Origin of the sequence: Pseudomonas sp. Sample_20, assembly GCF_004307585.1 — a bacterium.
Taxonomy (GTDB): Bacteria; Pseudomonadota; Gammaproteobacteria; order Pseudomonadales; family Pseudomonadaceae; genus Aquipseudomonas; species Aquipseudomonas atacamensis.
The window spans coordinates 107,041-126,087 of the sequence record NZ_RCOA01000094.1; the positions used below are offsets into that span (position 1 = coordinate 107,041).

Genomic DNA, 19,047 nt, shown 5'->3' on the forward strand with positions numbered 1-19,047 from the left:
GAGTTACGCCATGCCTGCTTCCTCCAATAGCAACAAGCGCGGCTACTTCGACAGTTTCGGCAAAAGCGCCGAAGCCGAGTTCATGCCGGAAACCGCTGGCGCAGCATTGCAGGATTCGCCGCGCAAATCGCGGATCACCGTGTGGCTGGCGGCAGCGCTGCTGATCGCCGCTCTGGTCTGGGCCAAATTTGCCGTGCTCGAAGAAGTCACCATGGGCGAAGGCAAGGCGATTCCGTCGAGCAAGGTTCAGGTAATCCAGAACCTTGAGGGCGGCATCGTCACCGAGATTTTCGTTCGCGAAGGCCAGATGGTCGGCAAGGGCGACACCCTGCTGCGTCTGGATGACACGCGCTTTCGCTCGAACAAGGGCGAGAGCGAGGCCGACCGTTACGCGCTGACCGCACAGGTTGAACGGCTGTCAGCGGAGGCCGAGGGACGCCCCTTCAAACTCTCCGCTGAAGTCATCGCCAAGGCGCCGCAAGTCGCCGAGGACGAGCGCTCGCTGTACGAGCAACGCCAACGCCGCTTGGCCAGTGAACAGCGCACCCTCAGTGAACAACTGCGGCAGAAAACCCAGGAACTGGCGGAGTTTCGTTCCAAGCAAGGCCAGTTCAGCTCCAGCCTCGCGTTGTTGCAGCAAGAGATGAACATGTCGGAACCGCTGGTGAAAACCGGCGCCGTGTCACCAGTGGAAATCCTCAGGCTCAGGCGCAGCGCCGTGGAGATCCGTGGTTCGCTGAACGCCACCACGCTGGCGATTCCCCGGGCCGAATCGGCCATCGCCGAGATCCGCAGCAAGATCGACGAATCCGAGCAGACCTTCCGCTCCGAGGCCGCCAAAGAGCTGAATGAGAAACGCACCGACCTGTCGAAAATCACCGCTTCGAGCATCGCCATCGACGACCGCGTCAGCCGTACCACGGTGACTTCGCCGGTGCGTGGCGTGATCAAGCAGATGAAGGTCAACACCATCGGCGGCGTGGTCCAGCCGGGCAGCGACATGGTTGAAATCGTGCCGCTGGAAGACAACCTGCTGATCGAAGCCAAGGTCCGCCCGCAAGACGTCGCGTTCCTGCATCCGGGCCAGAAAGCCATGGTCAAGTTCAGTGCCTACGACTACACGATTTACGGCGGGCTGAGCGCCAAGCTCGAGCTGATCGGCGCCGATACGATTACCGATGACAAGGGCAACAGCTTCTATCTGATTCAGGTGCGCACCGACAAGAATCACCTGGGCGGCGACGTGAAACCGCTGCTGATCATCCCGGGGATGGTGGCGACAGTGGACATCATTACCGGCGAGAAAAGCGTTTTGGATTACCTGCTCAAACCGGTGCTGAAAGCGCGGACCGAGGCGATGCGTGAGCGTTAGCCAATGATCGTTCCCACGCTCCGCGTGGGAACGATCATCTGTCGCCATGGTTACGCTGGAAGACCTCCTCCCCCATCGCCGCAATCTGCCCTTCGATCAGCGCTTCAAACGGCTTGAGCAACGGCGCAAAAGTCGTCGGCGCTTCGAGGGTTTCCAGTGCCTGAACGATCGCCTCGATCGTCGATAACGCCCCCGGCCCCGGTGCCTTGCGCAAGCGATAGCGCGACACGCCGCCCTCGGTCAGGGTCACCCGTGGTAGCACCGCCAGCAGCGGATTGAGGTGCAGCATCTTGCGTGCCTTGCGCCAGGTGCCGTCCGGGACGACCAGCAACATTGGCTGATCATTTGGCGCGTAAGCCTGCAACGGCTGCGCATCCTCAGCCGGGAACAACAAGCGCGCCTGATAGCCCGGCCGGTTCAACAGTTTCGGCAAATCCTCGAATACCTCACCGACAATCAGCTCGGCATTGCTCAGCCCCAGTGCCGCCAGACGCGCGGTATTGAGCGCGTGACTGACCTCGCTCGGATGCTGCAGCAGCAACACCCGGGTGCGGCTATCGAGGTGCGGAATCAATGGGCACAGGCAATGGGTCTGGGGGCGCAGGCAGCGCGGGCATTGGGCTCGGGACATGGTGGGTTACGCCTGATTCAATTGCGCTTTGAGCAAATCGCGGAAGGTCTGGATCAGCGGCTCACGGCTGCGGCCCCTGCGCATGATCATCGAAAACGGTGCCTGATAACCGAAGGTCGCCGGCAGTAATACACGCAGATCGCCCTTGTCGGCCCAGGCCTGCGCGTAGTGCTCCGGCAGATAACCGATGTAGGCGCCGGAGAGCACCAGAATCAGCTGCGCTTCCATGCTTTCCACGGTCGCGGCGCTGTGTTTGAAACCGTGCCGGGCCAGTTCCGCCTGACTCCAGTAACCGCGCCCGACCATCCGTTGCTGGGTGATGACCTGCTCGGGGATGCGCCGCTCGTTGAACAGCGGGTGACGACTGCTGCAATACAACCAGTGCTGCTCGCGGTACAGCGGCATGTAGACCAGACCGCTCATGCGCGTGGAAAACGCACCGATGGCCAGGTCAAGGCGATTGTCCTGCACGCCGAGTTGCAACTCATATGGACTCATCACCGACAGGTGCAAATGCACCGCCGGGTGTTCCTGACTGTAGGCGCCGATGGCTTCAGCAAACGGCAGGGCCTTGTCGCTGACCGTGGAATCGATCACCCCGAGATTGAGCGTGCCGCGCAGTTCGCCCTTGAGCGCGGCGGCGTATTGCTCGAAGCCTTCAAGCTCGGCGAGCAGGCGCAGGGTTTCCTGATGGAACAGCTCGCCCTTGCTGGTCAGGCTGAAGCCACCGCGCCCGCGATGGCACAGCACCAGTCCGAGCGCGGCTTCGAGCTGGCTCATGTAGGTGCTGATCGCCGAGGTCGACAGGTTGAGTTCCTGCTGCGCATTGGCAAAACCCTGATGACGCACGACGCTGACGAAGATGCGCAACAGTTTCAGGTCGGGTAAAGCGTTGGCCATTTCTGCTCCCAAGGATCGTTCCCACGCTCTGCGTGGGAATGCAGCCCGTGACGCTCTGCGTCACTTGCGAGTACGGCTGGACGCGGAGCGTCCGTGGATGCATTCCCACGCAGAGCATGGGAACGATCAGGTGTGGAAGTCTGGCATTAGTTTAGAAAAATCTGAACTAAGTTTTTGCCCGTAGCGATTCTTCCCCGTCACTACATTTCGCATGATCGGCCCCACAGCGGCGTCCGAACCTGTTCTCCACGGCGCGCCGGCATAAATAAAACAAAGACGATGAGGCCCTACCCGTGGACAAGATTCTTCACCAACCACTGGGCGGCAATGAAATGCCGCGCTTCGGCGGCATCGCCACCATGCTCCGACTTCCCCATGTACCGACCGCTGCCGGCCTCGACGCTGCCTTTGTGGGCGTGCCGCTGGACATCGGCACTTCGCTGCGCCCCGGCACCCGCTTCGGGCCGCGCGATATCCGCACCGAATCGGTGATGATCCGCCCGTACAACATGGCCACCGGCGCCGCGCCGTTCGACTCGCTGTCGGTGGCCGACATCGGTGACGTGGCGATCAACACCTTCAACCTGCTCGACGCCGTGCGCATCATCGAAGAAGCCTACGACAACATCCTCGAGCACAACGTCATCCCGATGACCCTGGGTGGCGACCACACCATCACCCTGCCGATCCTGCGCGCAATCCATAAAAAGCACGGCAAGGTAGGCCTGGTGCACATCGATGCCCACGCTGACGTCAACGATCACATGTTCGGCGAGAAGATCGCCCACGGCACCACATTCCGTCGTGCCGTCGAAGAAGGTCTGCTCGATTGCGACCGCGTGGTGCAGATCGGTTTGCGTGCCCAGGGTTACACCGCCGACGACTTCAACTGGAGCCGCGATCAGGGCTTTCGCGTGGTGCAGGCCGAAGAGTGCTGGCACAAGTCGCTGGCGCCGTTGATGGCGGAAGTACGCGAGAAAGTCGGTGGCGGTCCGGTGTACCTGAGTTTCGACATCGACGGCATCGACCCGGCCTGGGCGCCCGGCACCGGCACCCCGGAAATCGGCGGCCTGACCACCATTCAAGCGATTGAAATCGTCCGTGGCTGCCAAGGCCTCGACCTGATCGGCTGCGATCTGGTAGAAGTCTCGCCCGCTTACGACACCACCGGCAACACCTCGCTGCTGGCCGCCAACCTGCTATACGAAATGCTCTGCGTACTGCCTGGCGTGGTTCATCGCTGAGGGTCGGGTCATGCACGCACGTGATCAGGTTTTGCACGCGGCCGCCGAGTTGGTCGCCGCGTTTGCGCGTAACGATCGCGAAGCCTACTTCGGTGCGTTCAGCGCCGATGCCAGCTTCGTTTTCTACACCCTCGACCAGCCATTGCTGTCGCGCGATGCCTATCAGGCGTTGTGGGACCGCTGGCGTGCCGAGAATGGATTCGAGGTGCTGTCGTGCACCTCGAGCAACGCCTTTGTCAGCCTGCAGGGTGACGTGGCGATTTTCATCCATGACGTGGCCACCGAGCTGCGCATGCAAGGGGAGCAACACTTCAGCCAGGAGCGCGAGACGATTGTTTTCAGAAGACAAGCGTCGAGCCTAGAACAACAAGGCCTATGGCTGGCCTGTCACGAACATTTGTCCGCAATGCCGGAAGGGCTGCCACCCCCTTAGCCAATGGTGACGCTCACGCACGATGAGCGCGCCTGATGATCGGAGCAGATCATGAATAACAACAACAACGAAAAAAGCCTTAGCAGCATCGAAACAAACGGGGTCGAACAGATCCCGGATCATGAGCGCGACGCCCGACCCAGCGACTTGTTTCGCTTGATCTTCGGCGGCGCCAATACGTTTGCCACCGCTGTGCTCGGCAGTTTCCCGGTGCTGTTCGGCCTGTCGTTTCAGGCCGGTGTCTGGGCGATTGTGCTGGGTGTGGTGGTCGGTGCGCTGATCCTCGCGCCGATGGGCCTGTTCGGCCCGCTCAACGGCACCAACAACGCCGTGTCTTCCGGTGCGCACTTCGGCGTGCACGGGCGGATTGTCGGGTCGTTCCTGTCGTTGCTGACGGCGATCGCGTTCTTCTCGCTGTCAGTGTGGAGCTCGGGTGATGCGCTGGTCGGCGGCGCCAAACGCCTCGTCGATTTGCCGGAAACCGACCTGACCCTGGGCCTGGCCTACGGCCTGTTCGCGCTGCTGGTGCTGACCGTGTGCATCTACGGTTTCCGCATCATGCTGTGGGTCAACCGCATCGCCGTGTGGGCCGCGAGCCTGTTGTTCCTGCTCGGCATCTTCGCCTTCGCCCCTGCTTTCGACAGCCAGTACGCCGGCAGCGTGGCGCTGGGTCAGGCCGGGTTCTGGGCGGCATTCATCGGCGCGGCGCTGGTGGCGATGAGCAACCCGATTTCCTTCGGGGCGTTCCTCGGCGACTGGTCGCGCTACATCCCGCGTGAGACGCCGAAGGGCCGGATCATGCTGGCGGTGATCGCCGCGCAACTGGCAACGTTGATCCCATTCCTGTTCGGCCTCGCCACCGCCACCATCGTCGCGATCAAGGCGCCGGACTACATCGCCGCGAACAACTATGTCGGCGGCTTGCTGGCCGTCTCGCCGAGCTGGTTCTTCCTGCCGGTGTGCCTGATTGCGGTGATCGGCGGCATGTCCACCGGCACCACGTCGCTGTATGGCACCGGGCTGGACATGTCCAGCGTGTTCCCGCGCGTGCTGTCCCGGGTCAAGGCGACCTTGCTGATTGGCGTGCTGTCGATCGCCTTCATCTTCATCGGCCGGTTTGCGGCGAACCTGGTGCAAAGCGTGTCGACCTTCGCCGTGCTGATCATCACCTGCACCACCCCATGGATGGTGATCATGATCATCGGCCTGCTGGTACGGCGCGGCTTCTACTGCCCGGATGACCTGCAAGTGTTCACTCGCGGCGAACAGGGCGGACGCTACTGGTTCAACCACGGCTGGAACTGGCGCGGTCTGGGGGCGTGGATTCCGAGCGCGCTGGTCGGCCTGTGCTTCGTCAACCTGCCGGGACAGTTCGTCGGCCCGCTGGGCGAATTGGCCGGTGGCATCGACATCAGTTTGCCGGTGACATTGGGCCTGGCGTCGGTGGTGTATCTGACGCTGTTGCGCTTGTTCCCCGAACCTCGGGAAGTGTTCGGGCCAACGGATGTGCGCAGTGAAGCCGCAATAAAACCTCAACTGCGTCAGGCCGCCTGACACGAATCCCCTGTGGGAGCGAGCCTGCTCGCGAAGACTTCAGCACATCCAACATTGGTGTGACTGACAGACCGCCTTCGCGAGCAGGCTCGCTCCCACAGGAAGCCTTGCAGACCCCATTTGCTTGACCATAAAAAAGACAATCGGAGACACGCCATCATGGCTTTGGATTTATTCGTCGTACTCATTTATGCCGCTGCGATGCTGATTCTCGGCTACTACGGCATGCGCAAGGCCAAGACCCACGAAGACTATCTGGTTGCCGGGCGCAATCTGGGGCCGTCGCTGTACATGGGCACCATGGCAGCGACCGTTCTCGGCGGCGCGTCCACCGTCGGCACTGTGCGTCTGGGCTATGTGCATGGCATTTCCGGTTTCTGGCTGTGCGCGGCACTGGGCTGCGGCATCGTCGCGCTGAACCTGTTCCTCGCCAAGCCTTTGCTGAAACTCAAGGTATTCACCGTCACCCAGGTCCTGGAGAAGCGCTACAACCCGATGGCGCGCACCGCCAGTGCGACGATCATGCTCGCTTACGCGCTGATGATCGGCGTGACCTCGATTCTGGCGATCGGCACCGTGCTGCAAGTGTTGTTCGGTCTGCCCTTCTGGATTTCCGTACTGCTGGGCGGCGGTATCGTGGTGACTTATTCAACGATCGGCGGCATGTGGTCGCTGACCCTGACGGACATCGTCCAGTTCGGCATCCAGACAGTGGGCCTGATGTTCGTGTTGTTGCCGATCTGCCTGTACCGCGTAGGCGGCTGGGATCAATTGGTCGCGCAACTGCCGGCGGCCAGCTTCAACTTCACCAGCATCGGCTGGGACACGATCATTACCTACTTCATGATCTACTTCTTCGGCATCCTGATCGGCCAGGACATCTGGCAGCGGGTGTTCACCGCCAAAAGCGAAAAAGTCGCCAAGTACGCCGGCACCTCGGCCGGGATCTACTGCATCATTTACGGTCTGGTCTGCGCCTTGATCGGCATGGCTGCGCATGTACTGATTCCGGATCTGGACAACGTCAACAACGCCTTTGCCGCCATCGTCAAAGTCTCGCTGCCTGACGGCATCCGTGGCCTGGTGATCGCTGCCGCACTGGCGGCGATGATGTCCACCGCCAGTGCCGGCCTGCTCGCCGCGTCCACCACCCTTACCGAAGACCTGCTGCCGAAATTGCGCGGTGGCAAACAGTCCAACGTCGCGGTCAGCCGTCTGTTTACGCTGCTGACGGGGATCGCGGTGCTGGGCATTGCTCTGGTCGTCAACGACGTGATCAGCGCGCTGACCCTGGCTTACAACCTCTTGGTCGGCGGCATGCTGATTCCGCTGATGGGCGCGATTTTCTGGAAGCGTGCGACTACCGCCGGGGCGATCAGCGCAATGACGCTGGGCTTTATTACGGCGCTGGTGTTCATGGTCAAGGACGGCATGGACGCGAACACGCCGATCTATTACAGCCTGGGTGTCAGCCTGGTGAGCTTCGTACTGGTCAGCCTGTTCTCGCCGCGACCGGCGACCGTGGCCACTGCGGTGTGAATCGACTGTAACGAGGTGATGTTTTCTTCAGCGGGTGTGGCGTCGGTGGCCACACCCGTTTTTTTGCCTGATAAAAAACAAAAGATCGCAGCCTTCGGCAGCTCCTACACTTTGTAGAAACTGCCGACGGCTGCGATCTTGAAATCTCTGATCGCAGGTATTAACGGCGACGTGGCTGGCGTCGGCGCTGTTCGTCGTCCGTGCGAATCGGTACCGGTTGCAGAGGCGGTTCGATCAAACCGAGGGCAACTCCCAAATCGTGCAGCCAGTTCTGGATTTTCTCTTTCATCGTCATGCCCCCTTCAGGGTGGTGCTGAGCGGCCGGAATTCTGAGGCCGCTTCGCACTGATAATAGTCCGAAGTCCTACGCAATGCTCGGCCAAATCCGCAATGATCTGTTACTGAATTGAACAGAATCTGTTGCGATTGGTTCACGCTGTTTCACGGACTTCATGCAAAGCCACGGGATAGACCGCTTGCTGCACGTCGATCCAGGCATTCAGGTTGGCCCCGGCCATACCCTTGCGCCACATGAGCCATGTTGTCGCACCCGCGAACGGCTCGGCCAACGGATGCACGGCGACGCTTTCGCGACCCGGCAGGCTGGCGAGCATCGACTCGGCCATCAACGCCACACCACTGCCGGCAATCACACAGGCGAGCATGCCCTGATACGACTCGATCTCCATCGGCCGGCCCATCGCCGCGTGGTAATGAGAGAACCACGCTTCCAGACGCATGCGATATGAACAGCCCTGACGGAAGGTGAATACCGAGCGCCCTTCCACGTCGCGCGCATTGAGTACCGGCGGATGGTCGATTTCTGTGATCAGCACCAGCCGCTCCTCGCACAGCGGCACGCCATCGAGCCCGGCCAGTTCCAGCGGTCCGTCGACCAATGCCGCGTCGAGGCGACCGGTGAGCAGCCCTTCAAGCAGTTCGCCGGTCGGCGCCGATTGCACCTGCAAATTCACCATCGGGTATTGCTTGTGATAACGCGCCAGCAACGCCGGCAGATGGATCGCCGCCGTGCTGTACATGGTGCCCAGCACGAAGTCGCCGGCCGGTTGCCCACCCATCACCGCCGCACTGGCCTGATCGCGCAGAGCGAAAAGTTTGCCGGTGTAGTCGAGCAAAACCTTGCCCGCCGGCGACAACTGCAAGCGCTGCCGTTCGCGGACGAACAGTTCGACACCCAACTGCTCTTCGAGCTGTTTCAGCCGCGTCGACAGATTTGATGGCACGCGATGCAGGCGCTCGGCGGCGCGGGTGATCGAGCCTTCCTCGGCGACCGCCTGGAATATCCGCAGTTGGCTGAATTCCACTGCTTTCTCCTTAACAGAACAAGTTACTCACTATTATTCAATTTTAAAGAAAGTCAATCGATCCTAGCCTGACGGTCATTGCTGCCTTGAAGGAAGCCCGACCATGTCGCCGCTGATACGTTTATCCGCCTGTTTCGTTGCCCTGATGACGGCCATGGGCATTGGCCGTTTCGCCCTGACACCTCAGATGCCGCACCTGCTCAGCGAAGGGCAGATCGACCTCACCGCCGCCGGGCTGATCGCGGCGGCCAACTACTTCGGCTATCTGCTTGGTGCCGTGGATGCGATGTTCGCCCAGCGGCCACAGCAGGTGCAGCGACGATTGCATGGCGGGCTGTGGCTGTGCGTGCTGTTGACCCTGGCGTCGTTCTGGGCCAACGGTTTCTGGTCGCACTTGCTGCTGCGCTTTGGTACCGGGGTGGCGAGTGCCTGGGTGCTGGTGATGATCACTTCGCTCAGTCAACCGCTGGCGGCGGCAGCGGGTCGCCCGCGCTGGGGTGCTCTGGTTTTTGCCGGACCGGGTCTGGGGATTTTTCTCACAGGCTTGCTGGCGCTGGTCTCACACCGCTTGCAGCAGACATCGGCAACCCTGTGGCTGATTTACGCGGCCGCCGCGTTGCTGATGATGCTCGGCGTCTGGCGGTTGTTACCGCAGCCCACGGTGGTAGCGAGGCCAGCAACAACCCATGTGAACCCAGCGAATCGCGGCATTGCCCGGCTGGCGCTGGTATACGCGCTGTACGGCATCGGCTACATCATTCCGGCAACGTTCCTGTCGCAGATGGCCAACGCGCAGTTTCACGGCCAGTGGCAGGCGGATCTGTTCTGGCCGTGCTTTGGCCTCGGCGCGGCAATCGGTGTGTGGTTGGTGAGTCTGCGCCGGCATGATCCCGAGACCACGCGGCACTGGCTGATGGCGACGTTGTGGCTGCAAGCGGCCGGAGTGTTTGCCTGTCTGCTGGGCAGCGGCGTCGGCCTGGCGTTGGGGGTGATCCTCTGCGGCACGCCGTTTCTGGCCTGCATGCAACTGGTCATGCAGCGTTCGCGAGAGCTGGCGCCCCACGACACTCAGCGCAACGCCGGGATGCTCACGGCGTGCTTCGCTGTCGGCCAGCTGAGCGGCCCGCTGCTGGCGGCGCTGAGCAGCCATTTCAGCGGCGGCTTGCAGCCGGCGCTGCTGATCGCCGGTGCCGGCCTGTTGCTGGCCGGCGCGCTGGCGATGCAGGCCAGGGCTACTGGCCCAGCGCCTTGCGCAAACGCCGACGCAGCCACTGTTCGGCGCTGACGAAAGTGATGCCGAGCAGCACCAGCACGGCGCCGATGACGAAGTTCAGGCTCAACTGTTCGCCGAGCAGCAGCACGCCGAAGGTCACGCCGAACAACGGCGTCATGAACGAGAACACCGCAAGGTTGGCCGCCAGATAACGGCGCAGCAGCCAGAACCACACCAGGTAGCTGAAGAACGACACCACCAGCCCTTGGAACAGCACACTGGCCACCGCCACGGTAGTCAGGCTGACGTGGGTGATCTGGCCGCTGAACAACGCGATCAACAGCAGACCGATGAAACCGACCAGCAACTGATAGAACAGGGTCAATGTCACCGGCGCTTCCGACAGTCGCGAGGCGCGCACCACCACGGTGGTCGCGCCCCAACAGGCGCCGGCCAATACGCCGAAGGCATCGCCCAGCAGCATGCGCCGATCAAGGTTGTCCCACGACACACCGCCGGCGAAGGCAATCGCGATGCCGATGAACGCCAGCAGAATCCCCAGCCATTGCAACGGGCGCAAACGCTCGCTGGCCAGCAGGAAATGCACGCCGAGTGCAGTGAAGATCGGTGCGGTATAGAGGAACACCGACATATGCGCGGCGGTGGTCAGTTGCAGGCCTTCGGCGATGAACAGGAACTCCAGACCAAACAGCGCACCGGCCAGCAAGCCGCCGCGCCAGGTGCTGCCGACCTGATCCCAACCGCCCTTCCAGCAGATCAGCAAACCGACCAGCAACGCAGAAATCCCCGAGCGCCCCGCCGCTTGCATCACCGGCGCGATGTCCGTTGCCGCCCACTTGATCAGGACTTGCTGCACACCCCAGACCAGGCACAGGCCGATCATCACTTGCAGGGCAAAACCGTCGGCATTGCGCCGCTCGGCACTCACCGCAACACCTCGAACACACACAACATGGCAGGCCATCCAATGGTCAGAAAACAGTGTCGGGGATTATCAATCAGTCGCGAGGAAAAAGCCGTCTGGAAAAGACCTTTATTTGGTCAGTGGCGTCAGCGCTGAATGGTTGACGGCTGCGCCGTCATTCGCGAGCAGGCTCGCTCCCACAGAGGGTTCGGCGAACACGTGGGAGCGAGCCTGCTCGCGAAGAGGCCAGCATTGCCAACACAACTGCCGAATCAGCTCAGGCAAACCGCTTCGCCACCAAATACCCCACCGTGCAAGCAACTGCAGTCGCCACTGTCCCCCACGCCCAATCCATCAAACTCACCTGCACCGACCAGTCGCGCAAGGTCGCCCAATTGGTCAGGTCATAAGTGCCGTAGGCCACCAGCCCCAACAGCGCACCCAGCTTCGCCGCCCTCTGCCAGCTCAGCGCCGGCAACACGACAAACACCACGCAGCCAATAACGTACAGGCAATAAAAAACCGCTGCGGGCAACAGCAGCGGTTTTTCCAGCATCAGCGAACCGAGCAGTTCGCGATAGGTCGGCGCCATCAGCAGCCCGAGCCACATGCCGTCGAGCAGCAGAAACGTCAGCAACGTAGCGACGTAAGCGATCAGCGCCTTTTTCATCGATCCAACCTCTTGTGTGGCCTGCAACATGGGCCACTCAAGGCTCAGGTTAGTTCAATGCGATCGGCGTGAATGACGATCTTGCCTTCCTTGTACAGCGAACCGATGGCTTTCTTGAAGTTGCCCTTGCTGACGCCGAACAGGCTGCTGATCAACGCCGGATCACTCTTGTCACTGACCGCCAGGGTGCCGTCGTTTTCGCGCAACTTGCCGAGGATCTTCGAACTCAGGCTGCTCGCCGCTTCCTGGCCCACCGGTTGCAGGCTCAGGCTGATCTTGCCGTCGGCGCGCACTTCCTTGATGAAGCCTTTCTCGCGCATGCCCGAACGCATGAACTTGAAGATCTCGTTCTTGTGGATCAGGCCCCAGTGCTTGTTGTTGATGATCGCCTTGAAGCCCATGTCGGTGGCTTCAGCCACCAGCAGATCGACTTCCTGGCCCGGGCTGTAGGTGGCCGGGGTCTTGTCCAGGTAACGATCGAGGCGCGCGGTGGCGGTGATGCGGCGCGTGTGTTTGTCGAGGTAGACGTGCACCACGCAGTACTCGCCAGCGGTCATCTGGCGCTTTTCTTCCGAGTACGGCAGCAACAGATCTTTCGGCAGCCCCCAGTCGAGGAACACGCCGATGCTGTTGACTTCAACCACTTTCAGACTGGCAAATTCGCCGACCTGAACTTTCGGTTTTTCCGTGGTGGCGAGAAGTTTGTCTTCGCTGTCCAGATAGATGAATACGTTGAGCCAGTCTTCATCTTCGCTGGGAATATCTTTGGGGATATAACGGTTGGGCAAAAGAATTTCGCCATCGGCACCGCCGTCCAGATATAAACCGAAGTTAGTGTGTTTAACCACTTGCAAACTGTTGTAACGCCCGACTAAAGCCATTTCCGAAACCCTCAATACGTGGGCGGCATTCTACCCGTTTTTGCCGCAGACGTCGGGCGACAGATCCTCGCACCGGCAAATCTGCGTCAACCTGTTGATTTTGCTTGATCACTGCCCTGCGGGGTGCCGCTCGTCAGTCCGGCCCGACGCTTCACGGCCGTGCTGATTTGCCTCACCTCAATTAAATGTTCTTATTTAAAACAGCACGTTAGCTGCTTATTACGAGTGGGCGGCCGGTAATAATGCAGCGTTACGGTTGGTTAATCCGGGGGATATTTACCAAGCTATTGTCAAGTTATTCCTGTACGATGCCTAGCCGAGTTACTTTTCTAAAGGTTAATGGCCGCCATGCGTGTAAAAGCATCCACCAGCAAAGCAAAGCCAGCTCCAGCCGTTGAAACCAGCGAATCGATCAACGATCAGATCGCAGCATTCCTCAAGTCCGGCGGCGAGATCCAGCAAATTGCCAAAGGCGTCAGTGGCCAGACATTCGGCCCGTCCAAGCAGATCAGCCTGGGCAAGAAGTAACACCGGTTTCACCCCGTCCAGAGGCGCTTTGAGCTTCGAAGCGCCTGGACTGGCACCGCGCAATCCCCCTTCGTTTTAAACAAAAATTCCCGAAAATCGACGAACGGCCATCAATGCCGGGCATTCGCCGGTATCCTTGCACGCGTCTAGATCAAGCGTTTCAGCAGGCCTTCGCCCTGCGCTCGCAGTTCATGGAGTGACGCATGCGCCCATTTCCCTGTTTATTGTTCGTCAGCCTGCTGTCAGGCGCGACCGCGCACGCGCAGGTTTTTCAGGGTGAACTGGGCGACTTCGATCTCAAGCTCGGCACTACGCCCAGCCGCAGCATGGCCCAGGGTCTGGTCAAACCGGCGGCGGTCGGCTCGTTCCACGGTGGCCTTGATCTGAGCCACGACAGCGGCGTGTATTTCGGCCAGTACGCGCCGAGCATGGGCATCAGCCCGGGCAAGAACCTCGAGATCGATTCCTACGTCGGCTTCAAGCAGCCGTTCGATCAGGTGCTCGGCTATGAAGTCGGGATGATCCATTACAGCTATCCCCGCGTGGACACCCTCGACAGCCAGGAGCTGTTTGGTGGCCTGACTCTGCTCGGCAGTCGCTTCGGCATTGCCCTGAGCAACGACCCGGATAAACAGAACAACACCTTGTTTGCCGACCTCACTGGCAATCAGCCGTTCGGCATCGGCGTGAGCATGAAATACACCACGCACCAGTTGAATACACCGGCGGCGGTGGACGGTGGCTATATCAGCAGTTTCACTGATTGGTCGGTGAAACTGTCGCGGCCGTTCATGGGCGTCGATCTTGATCTGATCTACAGCGACTCCAGCCTCAGCGGCAGTGATTGCTCGGCCTATTCCGGGCACAACAGCGAGTGCGACGGCCTCGTCACCCTCAAGGCTGTACGCACGTTCTATTGATCGGCTGAACTGCCGCGCGCATCCTGCATCACATAAGAATCAGATTTCCGACGCCAGGCTCTCGCAAGGATTTGCCCATGTCTCGCTGGTTCAAACAGATTGCCGCCCTGCTGATCTTCACCCTCGCCCTCGGCGCTTGCAGCCGCGTTGGCCTGGCCTACCGCAACCTCGACGTGATTATCCCGTGGTCGCTGAGCGATTACGTGGACATGAACGGCGAGCAGAAAGACTGGTTCAACGAACGCCTCAAGGAACACCTGAGCTGGCACTGCACCACGCAATTACCGGGCTACCTCGACTGGCTGGACCGTTTACAGGCCATGGTCGAAAGCAATCAGGTCACCGACGCCGCCTTGCAGGAACGCACCGCCGAAGCCAAGCAGGCCATCGCCGACACCGCCCGGGAAATCACCCCTTCGGCCATCGTGCTGCTGCAAGGCCTGGACGATAAACAGGTGGCAGAAATGAACGACGCGTTTGCCAAGGATTTGCGCAAACGCCAGCAGGAATACGTGAAACCGCCGCTGGCCCAGCAGATCAAGGAACGCGGCGAGCGCATGGAAAAACGCCTGAACGATTGGCTAGGCCCGCTCAGTGACACGCAGAAACAACGCGTCGCGGCCTGGACCAACGCCTTGGGCGACCAGAACACCCAATGGATCGCCAACCGCGCGCACTGGCAGCAACAGTTCAGCGCCGCCGTTGCGCAACGCCAAAGCGCGGAATTCCCACAACGCATCGAGACACTTCTGGTCAATCGCGAGCGGTTGTGGACAGCGGATTACCGCAAGGCCTACGCCAACACCGAAGCCCAGGCGCGCTCGCTGTTTGTCGACTTGATGGCCGAGAGCACGCCGCAACAGCGTGAGCGCTTGTTGAAGAAAATCGAGGGCGTGCGCAAGGACTTCAATGACCTGAAGTGCCTGAAGGCCGCGCAGAAACCTTGAATAAACCAATGGCCCATTGTGGGAGCGAGCCTGCTCGCGAAGGCGGAGTGTCAGACAGTTCAAATGTCACTGACAGACCGTTTTCGCGAGCAGGCTCGCTCCCACAGGGCGGATTTCACTGGCTCAGGCGATTTGAGCCTTTGAGGCGACTTCATCAAACGTCACCTCATCCAGCGCATCCTCCTGCTCATCCAGCACCTGACGCGGATGGTCGTTGCCGGGGATGCTGCTGTCGATCAGGCTCAGCAGGCTGGAGCCGCGCGGGGTCAGAATGAAGTTGTTGCCAGTACTACCCTCGTGATCCGGCCGCGGCTCGATGAATCCGCGCTCCAGCAAGAGCTTTTCATAATCACAGGCCAGGGTTTTCAAGTGATCGAGATTGTCGATCGGCTCGCCGGCGCTGGCTTTCTCGGCCGCATGGTCTTCGGCATAAGCGCGGGGAGCGAAGCTGTGGCCAGCGCTGTTCTGCACTTCATGCAGCAAACGTTCAATCAAATCCCAGTTATAAGTCGTCATCCTGATCCAACCTCCGGTGCGGGTGATTTTGTGCCGCTTTCAAGGTTGTGACCGAAGCGCTGCGCAGCCGTTCAGCAGTATTTCCGGACCCGACCGACCGGCGGCTGTCGATTCCCTCGCACGATGAACGACTAGGCTGAAACAGCCGGTTCAACCCGCAGGAGACATCGTCATGAACGTTACAAACCATCCGGTGGTATCACGCGAAGAATGGCTCGCCGCCCGCCAGCAGCATCTGGCCCACGAAAAAGCCTTCACCCGGGAACGCGATCGCCTCAGCGCCGAGCGCCGCGCCCTGCCGTGGGTGAAAGTCGACAAGGACTATCATTTTCAAGGGCCGAACGGCGAGCTCAAGCTCAAGGACCTGTTTGGCAACAACAGCCAGTTGATCATCTACCATTTCATGTTTGCCAAAGGCTGGGAGCAGGGCTGCCAGGGCTGCTCGTTCCTCAGTGACCACATTGATGGCGCCAACCAGCACCTGGCCCATCACGACGTCGCGGTGGTTGCAGTTTCCCATGCGCCATTCAACGAGTTTCAGGACTTCAAAAAGCGGATGGGCTGGAAGTTCGACTGGGTCTCGTCAGAAGGTTGCGATTTCAATTACGACTTCGGCGTCTGCGCCCGGGCTGAGGACGTCGCGGCAGGAAAGGCTACCTACAACTACGAAAGAACCGACAGCGTCGAGGAAGAAATGCCGGGGCTGAGCGTGTTTTATCGCAATGACGAAGGCGAGATTTTCCACACCTATTCCACATACGCGCGCGGCCTGGACATGCTAGTTGGTGCTTACCACTATCTGGATCTCACGCCCAAGGGCAGGAATGAAGACGAGATCATGGAATGGGTTCGGCATCATGATCGCTATGACGGTGCGCCGAAGTCGGGTTGCTGCCATGCCGATTGAGGACAATCCTGGCCCCACAGTTTCTGAACTTTTACCAGGCTTCGGCCCTCAACCGGTTAACCCGCCTTAACCGGAACTGAGGCCTGCCCATGAAAACCCTGATCAAGCTGTCCCTCGCCGCCACCCTTGTCTGCGCCCTGCCCGTCTGGGCCTGCACGCCGGAAGAGGCGACGATCAAACGCGAACAACTGGCCAAGGAAGTCTCCAAGCTCACCGAGCAGAATCCGGAAAAGGCCAAGGAGATCAACGCCGAGTTGCAGAAAATGGATCTGGGCACGGCCAGCGCCGATCTGCCGGACAAGTGCCAGTTGATCGATCAGCGTCTGAAGGAACTGGGGTCGGCGGAGAAGAAAGCTGACAGTTAAGACGAAAAAAAAACCGGACAATGTCCGGTTTTTTTATATGTGATGCTAAAGCTTACTCAGCCGCAGGCTCGGCTGGCTTGCGGCGCTTGAGCGGGGCCATGCCGTCGCTGCTCACCAGAGAATCCGGCTTCGGACGGTTGACGCTCTTGCGCTTGGTTGGTGTCTTGGCGGCGGTTTTTTTCTTGTCGCCCTTGGCGTCGGTCTTTTTCTTCTTCACACCAACCGCTTTACCCGAAGCCTTGACCTTTTTAGGGCCGCCGTAGGTGCCTTTGACTTCCTTGATGGTGCGGCGCTCGAAGCTCTGCTTCAGGTAGCGCTCGATGCTCGACATCAGGTTCCAGTCGCCGTGGCAGATCAGCGAGATCGCCAGACCATCGTTGCCGGCGCGGCCGGTACGACCGATGCGGTGTACGTATTCGTCGCCGCTGCGTGGCATGTCGAAGTTGATCACCAGATCCAGACCGTCGACGTCCAGACCACGAGCGGCAACGTCGGTCGCGACAAGGATCTTCACGCCGCCCTGCTTCAGACGATCGATCGCCAGTTTGCGATCCTTCTGGTCTTTCTCGCCGTGCAGCACGAACGCCTTGTATTCCTGAGCCACGAGGCGGCCGTAGATGCGGTCGGCCATGGCGCGGGTGTTGGTGAAAACGATGGCCTTCTGGTAGGTCTCGTTGGCCAACAGCCAGTTCACAATCTGCTCTTTGTGCTGATTGTGGTCGGCGGTGATGATTTGCTGGCGAGTCGTCGAGTTGAGCTGGCTGACCGCGTTGAGCTGCAGGTGCTCCGGGTTGTTCAGGACCTTGGCGATCATCTCGCGCAGGCCGGAACCACCGGTAGTCGCGGAGAACAGCATGGTCTGCTGACGGTTCGGGCACTCATCGACCAGACGCTGCACGTCTTCGGCGAAGCCCATGTCGAGCATGCGGTCGGCTTCGTCGAGGACCAGCACTTCGACTTCTTTCAGGTCGAGGTTGCCGGCATTGAGCTGCTCGATCATCCGCCCCGGGGTGCCGATGAGGATGTCCGGCACTTTGCGCAACATGGCGGCCTGGACTTTAAAGTCTTCGCCGCCAGTGATCAGGCCGGACTTGATGAAAGTGAACTGCGAGAAGCGTTCGACTTCCTTCAAGGTCTGCTGGGCCAGTTCACGGGTCGGCAGCAGGATCAGCGTCTTGATGCTGACGCGGATCTTCGCCGGGCCGATCAGGCGATTGAGGATCGGCAGGACGAAAGCGGCGGTTTTGCCGCTACCGGTTTGCGCCGTCACCCGCAGATCACGCCCCTGGAGCGCCAGCGGGATGGCCGCGGCTTGCACTGGCGTTGGCTCGACAAATTTCAGCTCGGCCACGGCTTTGAGCAGGCGTTCGTGCAGGGCGAATTGGGAAAACACGGGTGCTACCTCGAAGATATGCAAAAAAACAGCTGCATAGGTTACCGGTTTCGAGCGCTCAGGCCGAGTTTCTTTGTGCAAACGCCGACAATCAGTGGTTTTTTTGTTGCCCGATTTGTCACTCGCTGCAATACACAGCGTCTTAAATGCTCTAATCGGCCCTCGCGTCTTACAGAAGAAACGTTTCGCTCATGGATATCAAACAGCTCTGGCTCAAAGCCCAAGGCCTCTGGGGCACGCTCGAAGAGCACCCACTTCTGCAATCGGGACTGGCGCTGCTGGTGCTGCTGGTCATCGCGCTGGTGCTCGGACGAGTGGCGCGTTACCTGATCCTGCACGCCAGCCGCATGCTCGGCCGCCAGCCGGCGCTGCACTGGATCAACGACTTTCGCCACAACAAGGTGTTTCAACGACTGGCGCAGATGACGCCGTCGCTGGTGATCCAGTTCGGCCTGCACCTGGTGCCGGAGCTGAGCAAAACCGCGATGAATTTCCTCGGCAATGTCGCGCTGGCCTTCACCATCCTGTTCCTGCTGCTGGCGGTCAGCGCCCTGCTCAACGCCCTGCTCGACATCTACGCCCGCACCGAGCACGCCCGCACGCGCTCGATCAAAGGCTACGTGCAACTGGCGAAAATGGTTTTGTACGTGTTCGGCGCGATCATCATCGTCGCCACCCTGATCGACCGCTCACCGCTGTTGCTGCTGTCGGGTCTGGGTGCGATGTCGGCGGTGATTCTGTTGGTCTACAAGGACACCCTGCTGTCGTTCGTCGCCAGCGTGCA

Annotated in this window: 20 protein-coding genes and 1 pseudogene; 12 read left to right on the top strand and 9 right to left on the bottom strand. The window is 60.3% G+C overall.

The window, feature by feature from the left end:
* Positions 1-10 precede the first annotated feature (10 nt).
* Positions 11-1,372, top strand: coding sequence for an HlyD family type I secretion periplasmic adaptor subunit (locus tag D8U70_RS20205; protein WP_130929593.1), 1,362 nt, complete (start codon positions 11-13; stop codon positions 1,370-1,372).
* 34 nt (positions 1,373-1,406) lie between these two features.
* On the opposite strand, the gene D8U70_RS20210 is transcribed toward D8U70_RS20205, so the two are convergent.
* Positions 1,407-2,003 (bottom strand): DTW domain-containing protein, encoded by a 597-nt coding sequence (locus tag D8U70_RS20210; RefSeq protein WP_130929594.1) that lies wholly within the window; start codon positions 2,001-2,003, stop codon positions 1,407-1,409.
* Positions 2,004-2,009: 6 nt separating this feature from the next.
* On the bottom strand, positions 2,010-2,903 hold the full coding sequence (locus tag D8U70_RS20215; RefSeq protein WP_007956593.1) for a LysR family transcriptional regulator: 894 nt from the start codon (positions 2,901-2,903) through the stop codon (positions 2,010-2,012).
* Positions 2,904-3,196: 293 nt separating this feature from the next.
* Between D8U70_RS20215 and speB the strand changes: the two genes are divergently transcribed.
* From speB to D8U70_RS20240, 4 genes are all read left to right on the top strand, one after another.
* A complete protein-coding gene (speB, locus tag D8U70_RS20225) occupies positions 3,197-4,147 on the top strand; it encodes an agmatinase (RefSeq protein ID WP_003222717.1) in 951 nt (316 codons plus the stop codon).
* A gap of 10 nt (positions 4,148-4,157) precedes the next feature.
* Positions 4,158-4,580 carry a nuclear transport factor 2 family protein gene (locus D8U70_RS20230; protein WP_130929595.1) on the top strand — a complete coding sequence of 141 codons (423 nt, stop codon included), beginning with the start codon at positions 4,158-4,160 and terminating at the stop codon, positions 4,578-4,580.
* Between the two features lie 51 nt (positions 4,581-4,631).
* A complete protein-coding gene (locus tag D8U70_RS20235) occupies positions 4,632-6,134 on the top strand; it encodes a cytosine permease (protein ID WP_071174741.1) in 1,503 nt (500 codons plus the stop codon).
* A gap of 159 nt (positions 6,135-6,293) precedes the next feature.
* Positions 6,294-7,673: a sodium:solute symporter gene (locus tag D8U70_RS20240; RefSeq protein ID WP_071174740.1), complete on the top strand. Its 1,380-nt coding sequence runs from the start codon at positions 6,294-6,296 to the stop codon at positions 7,671-7,673.
* Between the two features lie 160 nt (positions 7,674-7,833).
* Here the strand turns inward: D8U70_RS20240 and D8U70_RS28135 are convergent, their stop codons facing one another.
* Together D8U70_RS28135 and D8U70_RS20245 are read right to left on the bottom strand one after the other, a co-directional pair.
* Positions 7,834-7,962, bottom strand: coding sequence for a PA1414 family protein (locus D8U70_RS28135; RefSeq protein ID WP_003184145.1), 129 nt, complete (start codon positions 7,960-7,962; stop codon positions 7,834-7,836).
* A gap of 142 nt (positions 7,963-8,104) precedes the next feature.
* Positions 8,105-8,998, bottom strand: coding sequence for a LysR family transcriptional regulator (locus D8U70_RS20245; RefSeq protein ID WP_130929596.1), 894 nt, complete (start codon positions 8,996-8,998; stop codon positions 8,105-8,107).
* A 103-nt stretch (positions 8,999-9,101) separates the two neighbouring features.
* Here D8U70_RS20245 and D8U70_RS20250 point away from each other — a divergent pair, with 103 nt between their 5' ends.
* Entirely contained in the window at positions 9,102-10,283 is a 1,182-nt protein-coding gene (locus D8U70_RS20250; RefSeq protein ID WP_130929597.1) for an MFS transporter, read from the top strand.
* Here the strand turns inward: D8U70_RS20250 and D8U70_RS20255 are convergent.
* From D8U70_RS20255 to D8U70_RS20265, 3 genes are all read right to left on the bottom strand, one after another.
* Positions 10,231-11,160, bottom strand: a complete 930-nt coding sequence (locus D8U70_RS20255; protein WP_122505889.1) for a DMT family transporter — start codon at positions 11,158-11,160, stop codon at positions 10,231-10,233. The two genes, D8U70_RS20250 and D8U70_RS20255, sit on opposite strands and share 53 nt — an antisense overlap.
* Before the next feature lie 253 nt (positions 11,161-11,413).
* A complete protein-coding gene (locus D8U70_RS20260) occupies positions 11,414-11,806 on the bottom strand; it encodes a DUF2177 family protein (RefSeq protein WP_122602208.1) in 393 nt (130 codons plus the stop codon).
* Positions 11,807-11,850: 44 nt separating this feature from the next.
* Entirely contained in the window at positions 11,851-12,687 is an 837-nt protein-coding gene (locus D8U70_RS20265; protein ID WP_016771157.1) for a S1-like domain-containing RNA-binding protein, read from the bottom strand.
* 339 nt (positions 12,688-13,026) lie between these two features.
* Between D8U70_RS20265 and D8U70_RS20270 the strand changes: the two genes are divergently transcribed.
* The 3 genes from D8U70_RS20270 (at position 13,027) to D8U70_RS20280 (ending at position 15,082) form a co-directional block, all read left to right on the top strand.
* Positions 13,027-13,215, top strand: a complete 189-nt coding sequence (locus D8U70_RS20270) for a hypothetical protein (RefSeq protein WP_016985943.1) — start codon at positions 13,027-13,029, stop codon at positions 13,213-13,215.
* Positions 13,216-13,418: 203 nt separating this feature from the next.
* Positions 13,419-14,135 (top strand): TorF family putative porin, encoded by a 717-nt coding sequence (locus D8U70_RS20275; RefSeq protein ID WP_016771158.1) that lies wholly within the window; start codon positions 13,419-13,421, stop codon positions 14,133-14,135.
* A 77-nt stretch (positions 14,136-14,212) separates the two neighbouring features.
* Positions 14,213-15,082 carry a DUF6279 family lipoprotein gene (locus D8U70_RS20280; protein ID WP_130929598.1) on the top strand — a complete coding sequence of 290 codons (870 nt, stop codon included), beginning with the start codon at positions 14,213-14,215 and terminating at the stop codon, positions 15,080-15,082.
* A 123-nt stretch (positions 15,083-15,205) separates the two neighbouring features.
* Here the strand turns inward: D8U70_RS20280 and D8U70_RS20285 are convergent, their stop codons facing one another.
* Positions 15,206-15,598 (bottom strand): hypothetical protein, encoded by a 393-nt coding sequence (locus D8U70_RS20285; protein ID WP_056783658.1) that lies wholly within the window; start codon positions 15,596-15,598, stop codon positions 15,206-15,208.
* A 172-nt stretch (positions 15,599-15,770) separates the two neighbouring features.
* Between D8U70_RS20285 and D8U70_RS20290 the strand changes: the two genes are divergently transcribed.
* The gene (locus tag D8U70_RS20290) at positions 15,771-16,505 is read left to right on the top strand and encodes a thioredoxin family protein (RefSeq protein ID WP_122505886.1); all 735 of its coding nucleotides are present in this window, start codon (positions 15,771-15,773) and stop codon (positions 16,503-16,505) included.
* An 89-nt stretch (positions 16,506-16,594) separates the two neighbouring features.
* Positions 16,595-16,870, top strand: coding sequence for a hypothetical protein (locus D8U70_RS20295; protein WP_024012041.1), 276 nt, complete (start codon positions 16,595-16,597; stop codon positions 16,868-16,870).
* A gap of 52 nt (positions 16,871-16,922) precedes the next feature.
* Here the strand turns inward: D8U70_RS20295 and D8U70_RS20300 are convergent, their stop codons facing one another.
* On the bottom strand, positions 16,923-18,263 hold the full coding sequence (locus tag D8U70_RS20300) for a DEAD/DEAH box helicase (protein ID WP_024012040.1): 1,341 nt from the start codon (positions 18,261-18,263) through the stop codon (positions 16,923-16,925).
* Between the two features lie 191 nt (positions 18,264-18,454).
* Between D8U70_RS20300 and D8U70_RS20305 the strand changes: the two are divergent.
* A pseudogene (locus D8U70_RS20305) lies at positions 18,455-19,047 on the top strand (mechanosensitive ion channel family protein); the annotation flags it as partial.

Coding starts and splice junctions, on each gene's coding strand:
- D8U70_RS28135 (WP_003184145.1), bottom strand. CDS start 7,962: ATGAAAGAGAAAATCCAGAACTGGCTGCACGATTTGGGAGTTGCCCTC.
- D8U70_RS20290 (WP_122505886.1), top strand. CDS start 15,771: ATGAACGTTACAAACCATCCGGTGGTATCACGCGAAGAATGGCTCGCC.
- D8U70_RS20210 (WP_130929594.1), bottom strand. CDS start 2,003: ATGTCCCGAGCCCAATGCCCGCGCTGCCTGCGCCCCCAGACCCATTGC.
- D8U70_RS20265 (WP_016771157.1), bottom strand. CDS start 12,687: ATGGCTTTAGTCGGGCGTTACAACAGTTTGCAAGTGGTTAAACACACT.
- D8U70_RS20270 (WP_016985943.1), top strand. CDS start 13,027: ATGGCCGCCATGCGTGTAAAAGCATCCACCAGCAAAGCAAAGCCAGCT.
- D8U70_RS20285 (WP_056783658.1), bottom strand. CDS start 15,598: ATGACGACTTATAACTGGGATTTGATTGAACGTTTGCTGCATGAAGTG.
- D8U70_RS20260 (WP_122602208.1), bottom strand. CDS start 11,806: ATGAAAAAGGCGCTGATCGCTTACGTCGCTACGTTGCTGACGTTTCTG.
- D8U70_RS20280 (WP_130929598.1), top strand. CDS start 14,213: ATGTCTCGCTGGTTCAAACAGATTGCCGCCCTGCTGATCTTCACCCTC.
- D8U70_RS20235 (WP_071174741.1), top strand. CDS start 4,632: ATGAATAACAACAACAACGAAAAAAGCCTTAGCAGCATCGAAACAAAC.
- D8U70_RS20250 (WP_130929597.1), top strand. CDS start 9,102: ATGTCGCCGCTGATACGTTTATCCGCCTGTTTCGTTGCCCTGATGACG.
- D8U70_RS20295 (WP_024012041.1), top strand. CDS start 16,595: ATGAAAACCCTGATCAAGCTGTCCCTCGCCGCCACCCTTGTCTGCGCC.
- D8U70_RS20230 (WP_130929595.1), top strand. CDS start 4,158: ATGCACGCACGTGATCAGGTTTTGCACGCGGCCGCCGAGTTGGTCGCC.
- D8U70_RS20240 (WP_071174740.1), top strand. CDS start 6,294: ATGGCTTTGGATTTATTCGTCGTACTCATTTATGCCGCTGCGATGCTG.
- D8U70_RS20275 (WP_016771158.1), top strand. CDS start 13,419: ATGCGCCCATTTCCCTGTTTATTGTTCGTCAGCCTGCTGTCAGGCGCG.
- D8U70_RS20215 (WP_007956593.1), bottom strand. CDS start 2,903: ATGGCCAACGCTTTACCCGACCTGAAACTGTTGCGCATCTTCGTCAGC.
- D8U70_RS20205 (WP_130929593.1), top strand. CDS start 11: ATGCCTGCTTCCTCCAATAGCAACAAGCGCGGCTACTTCGACAGTTTC.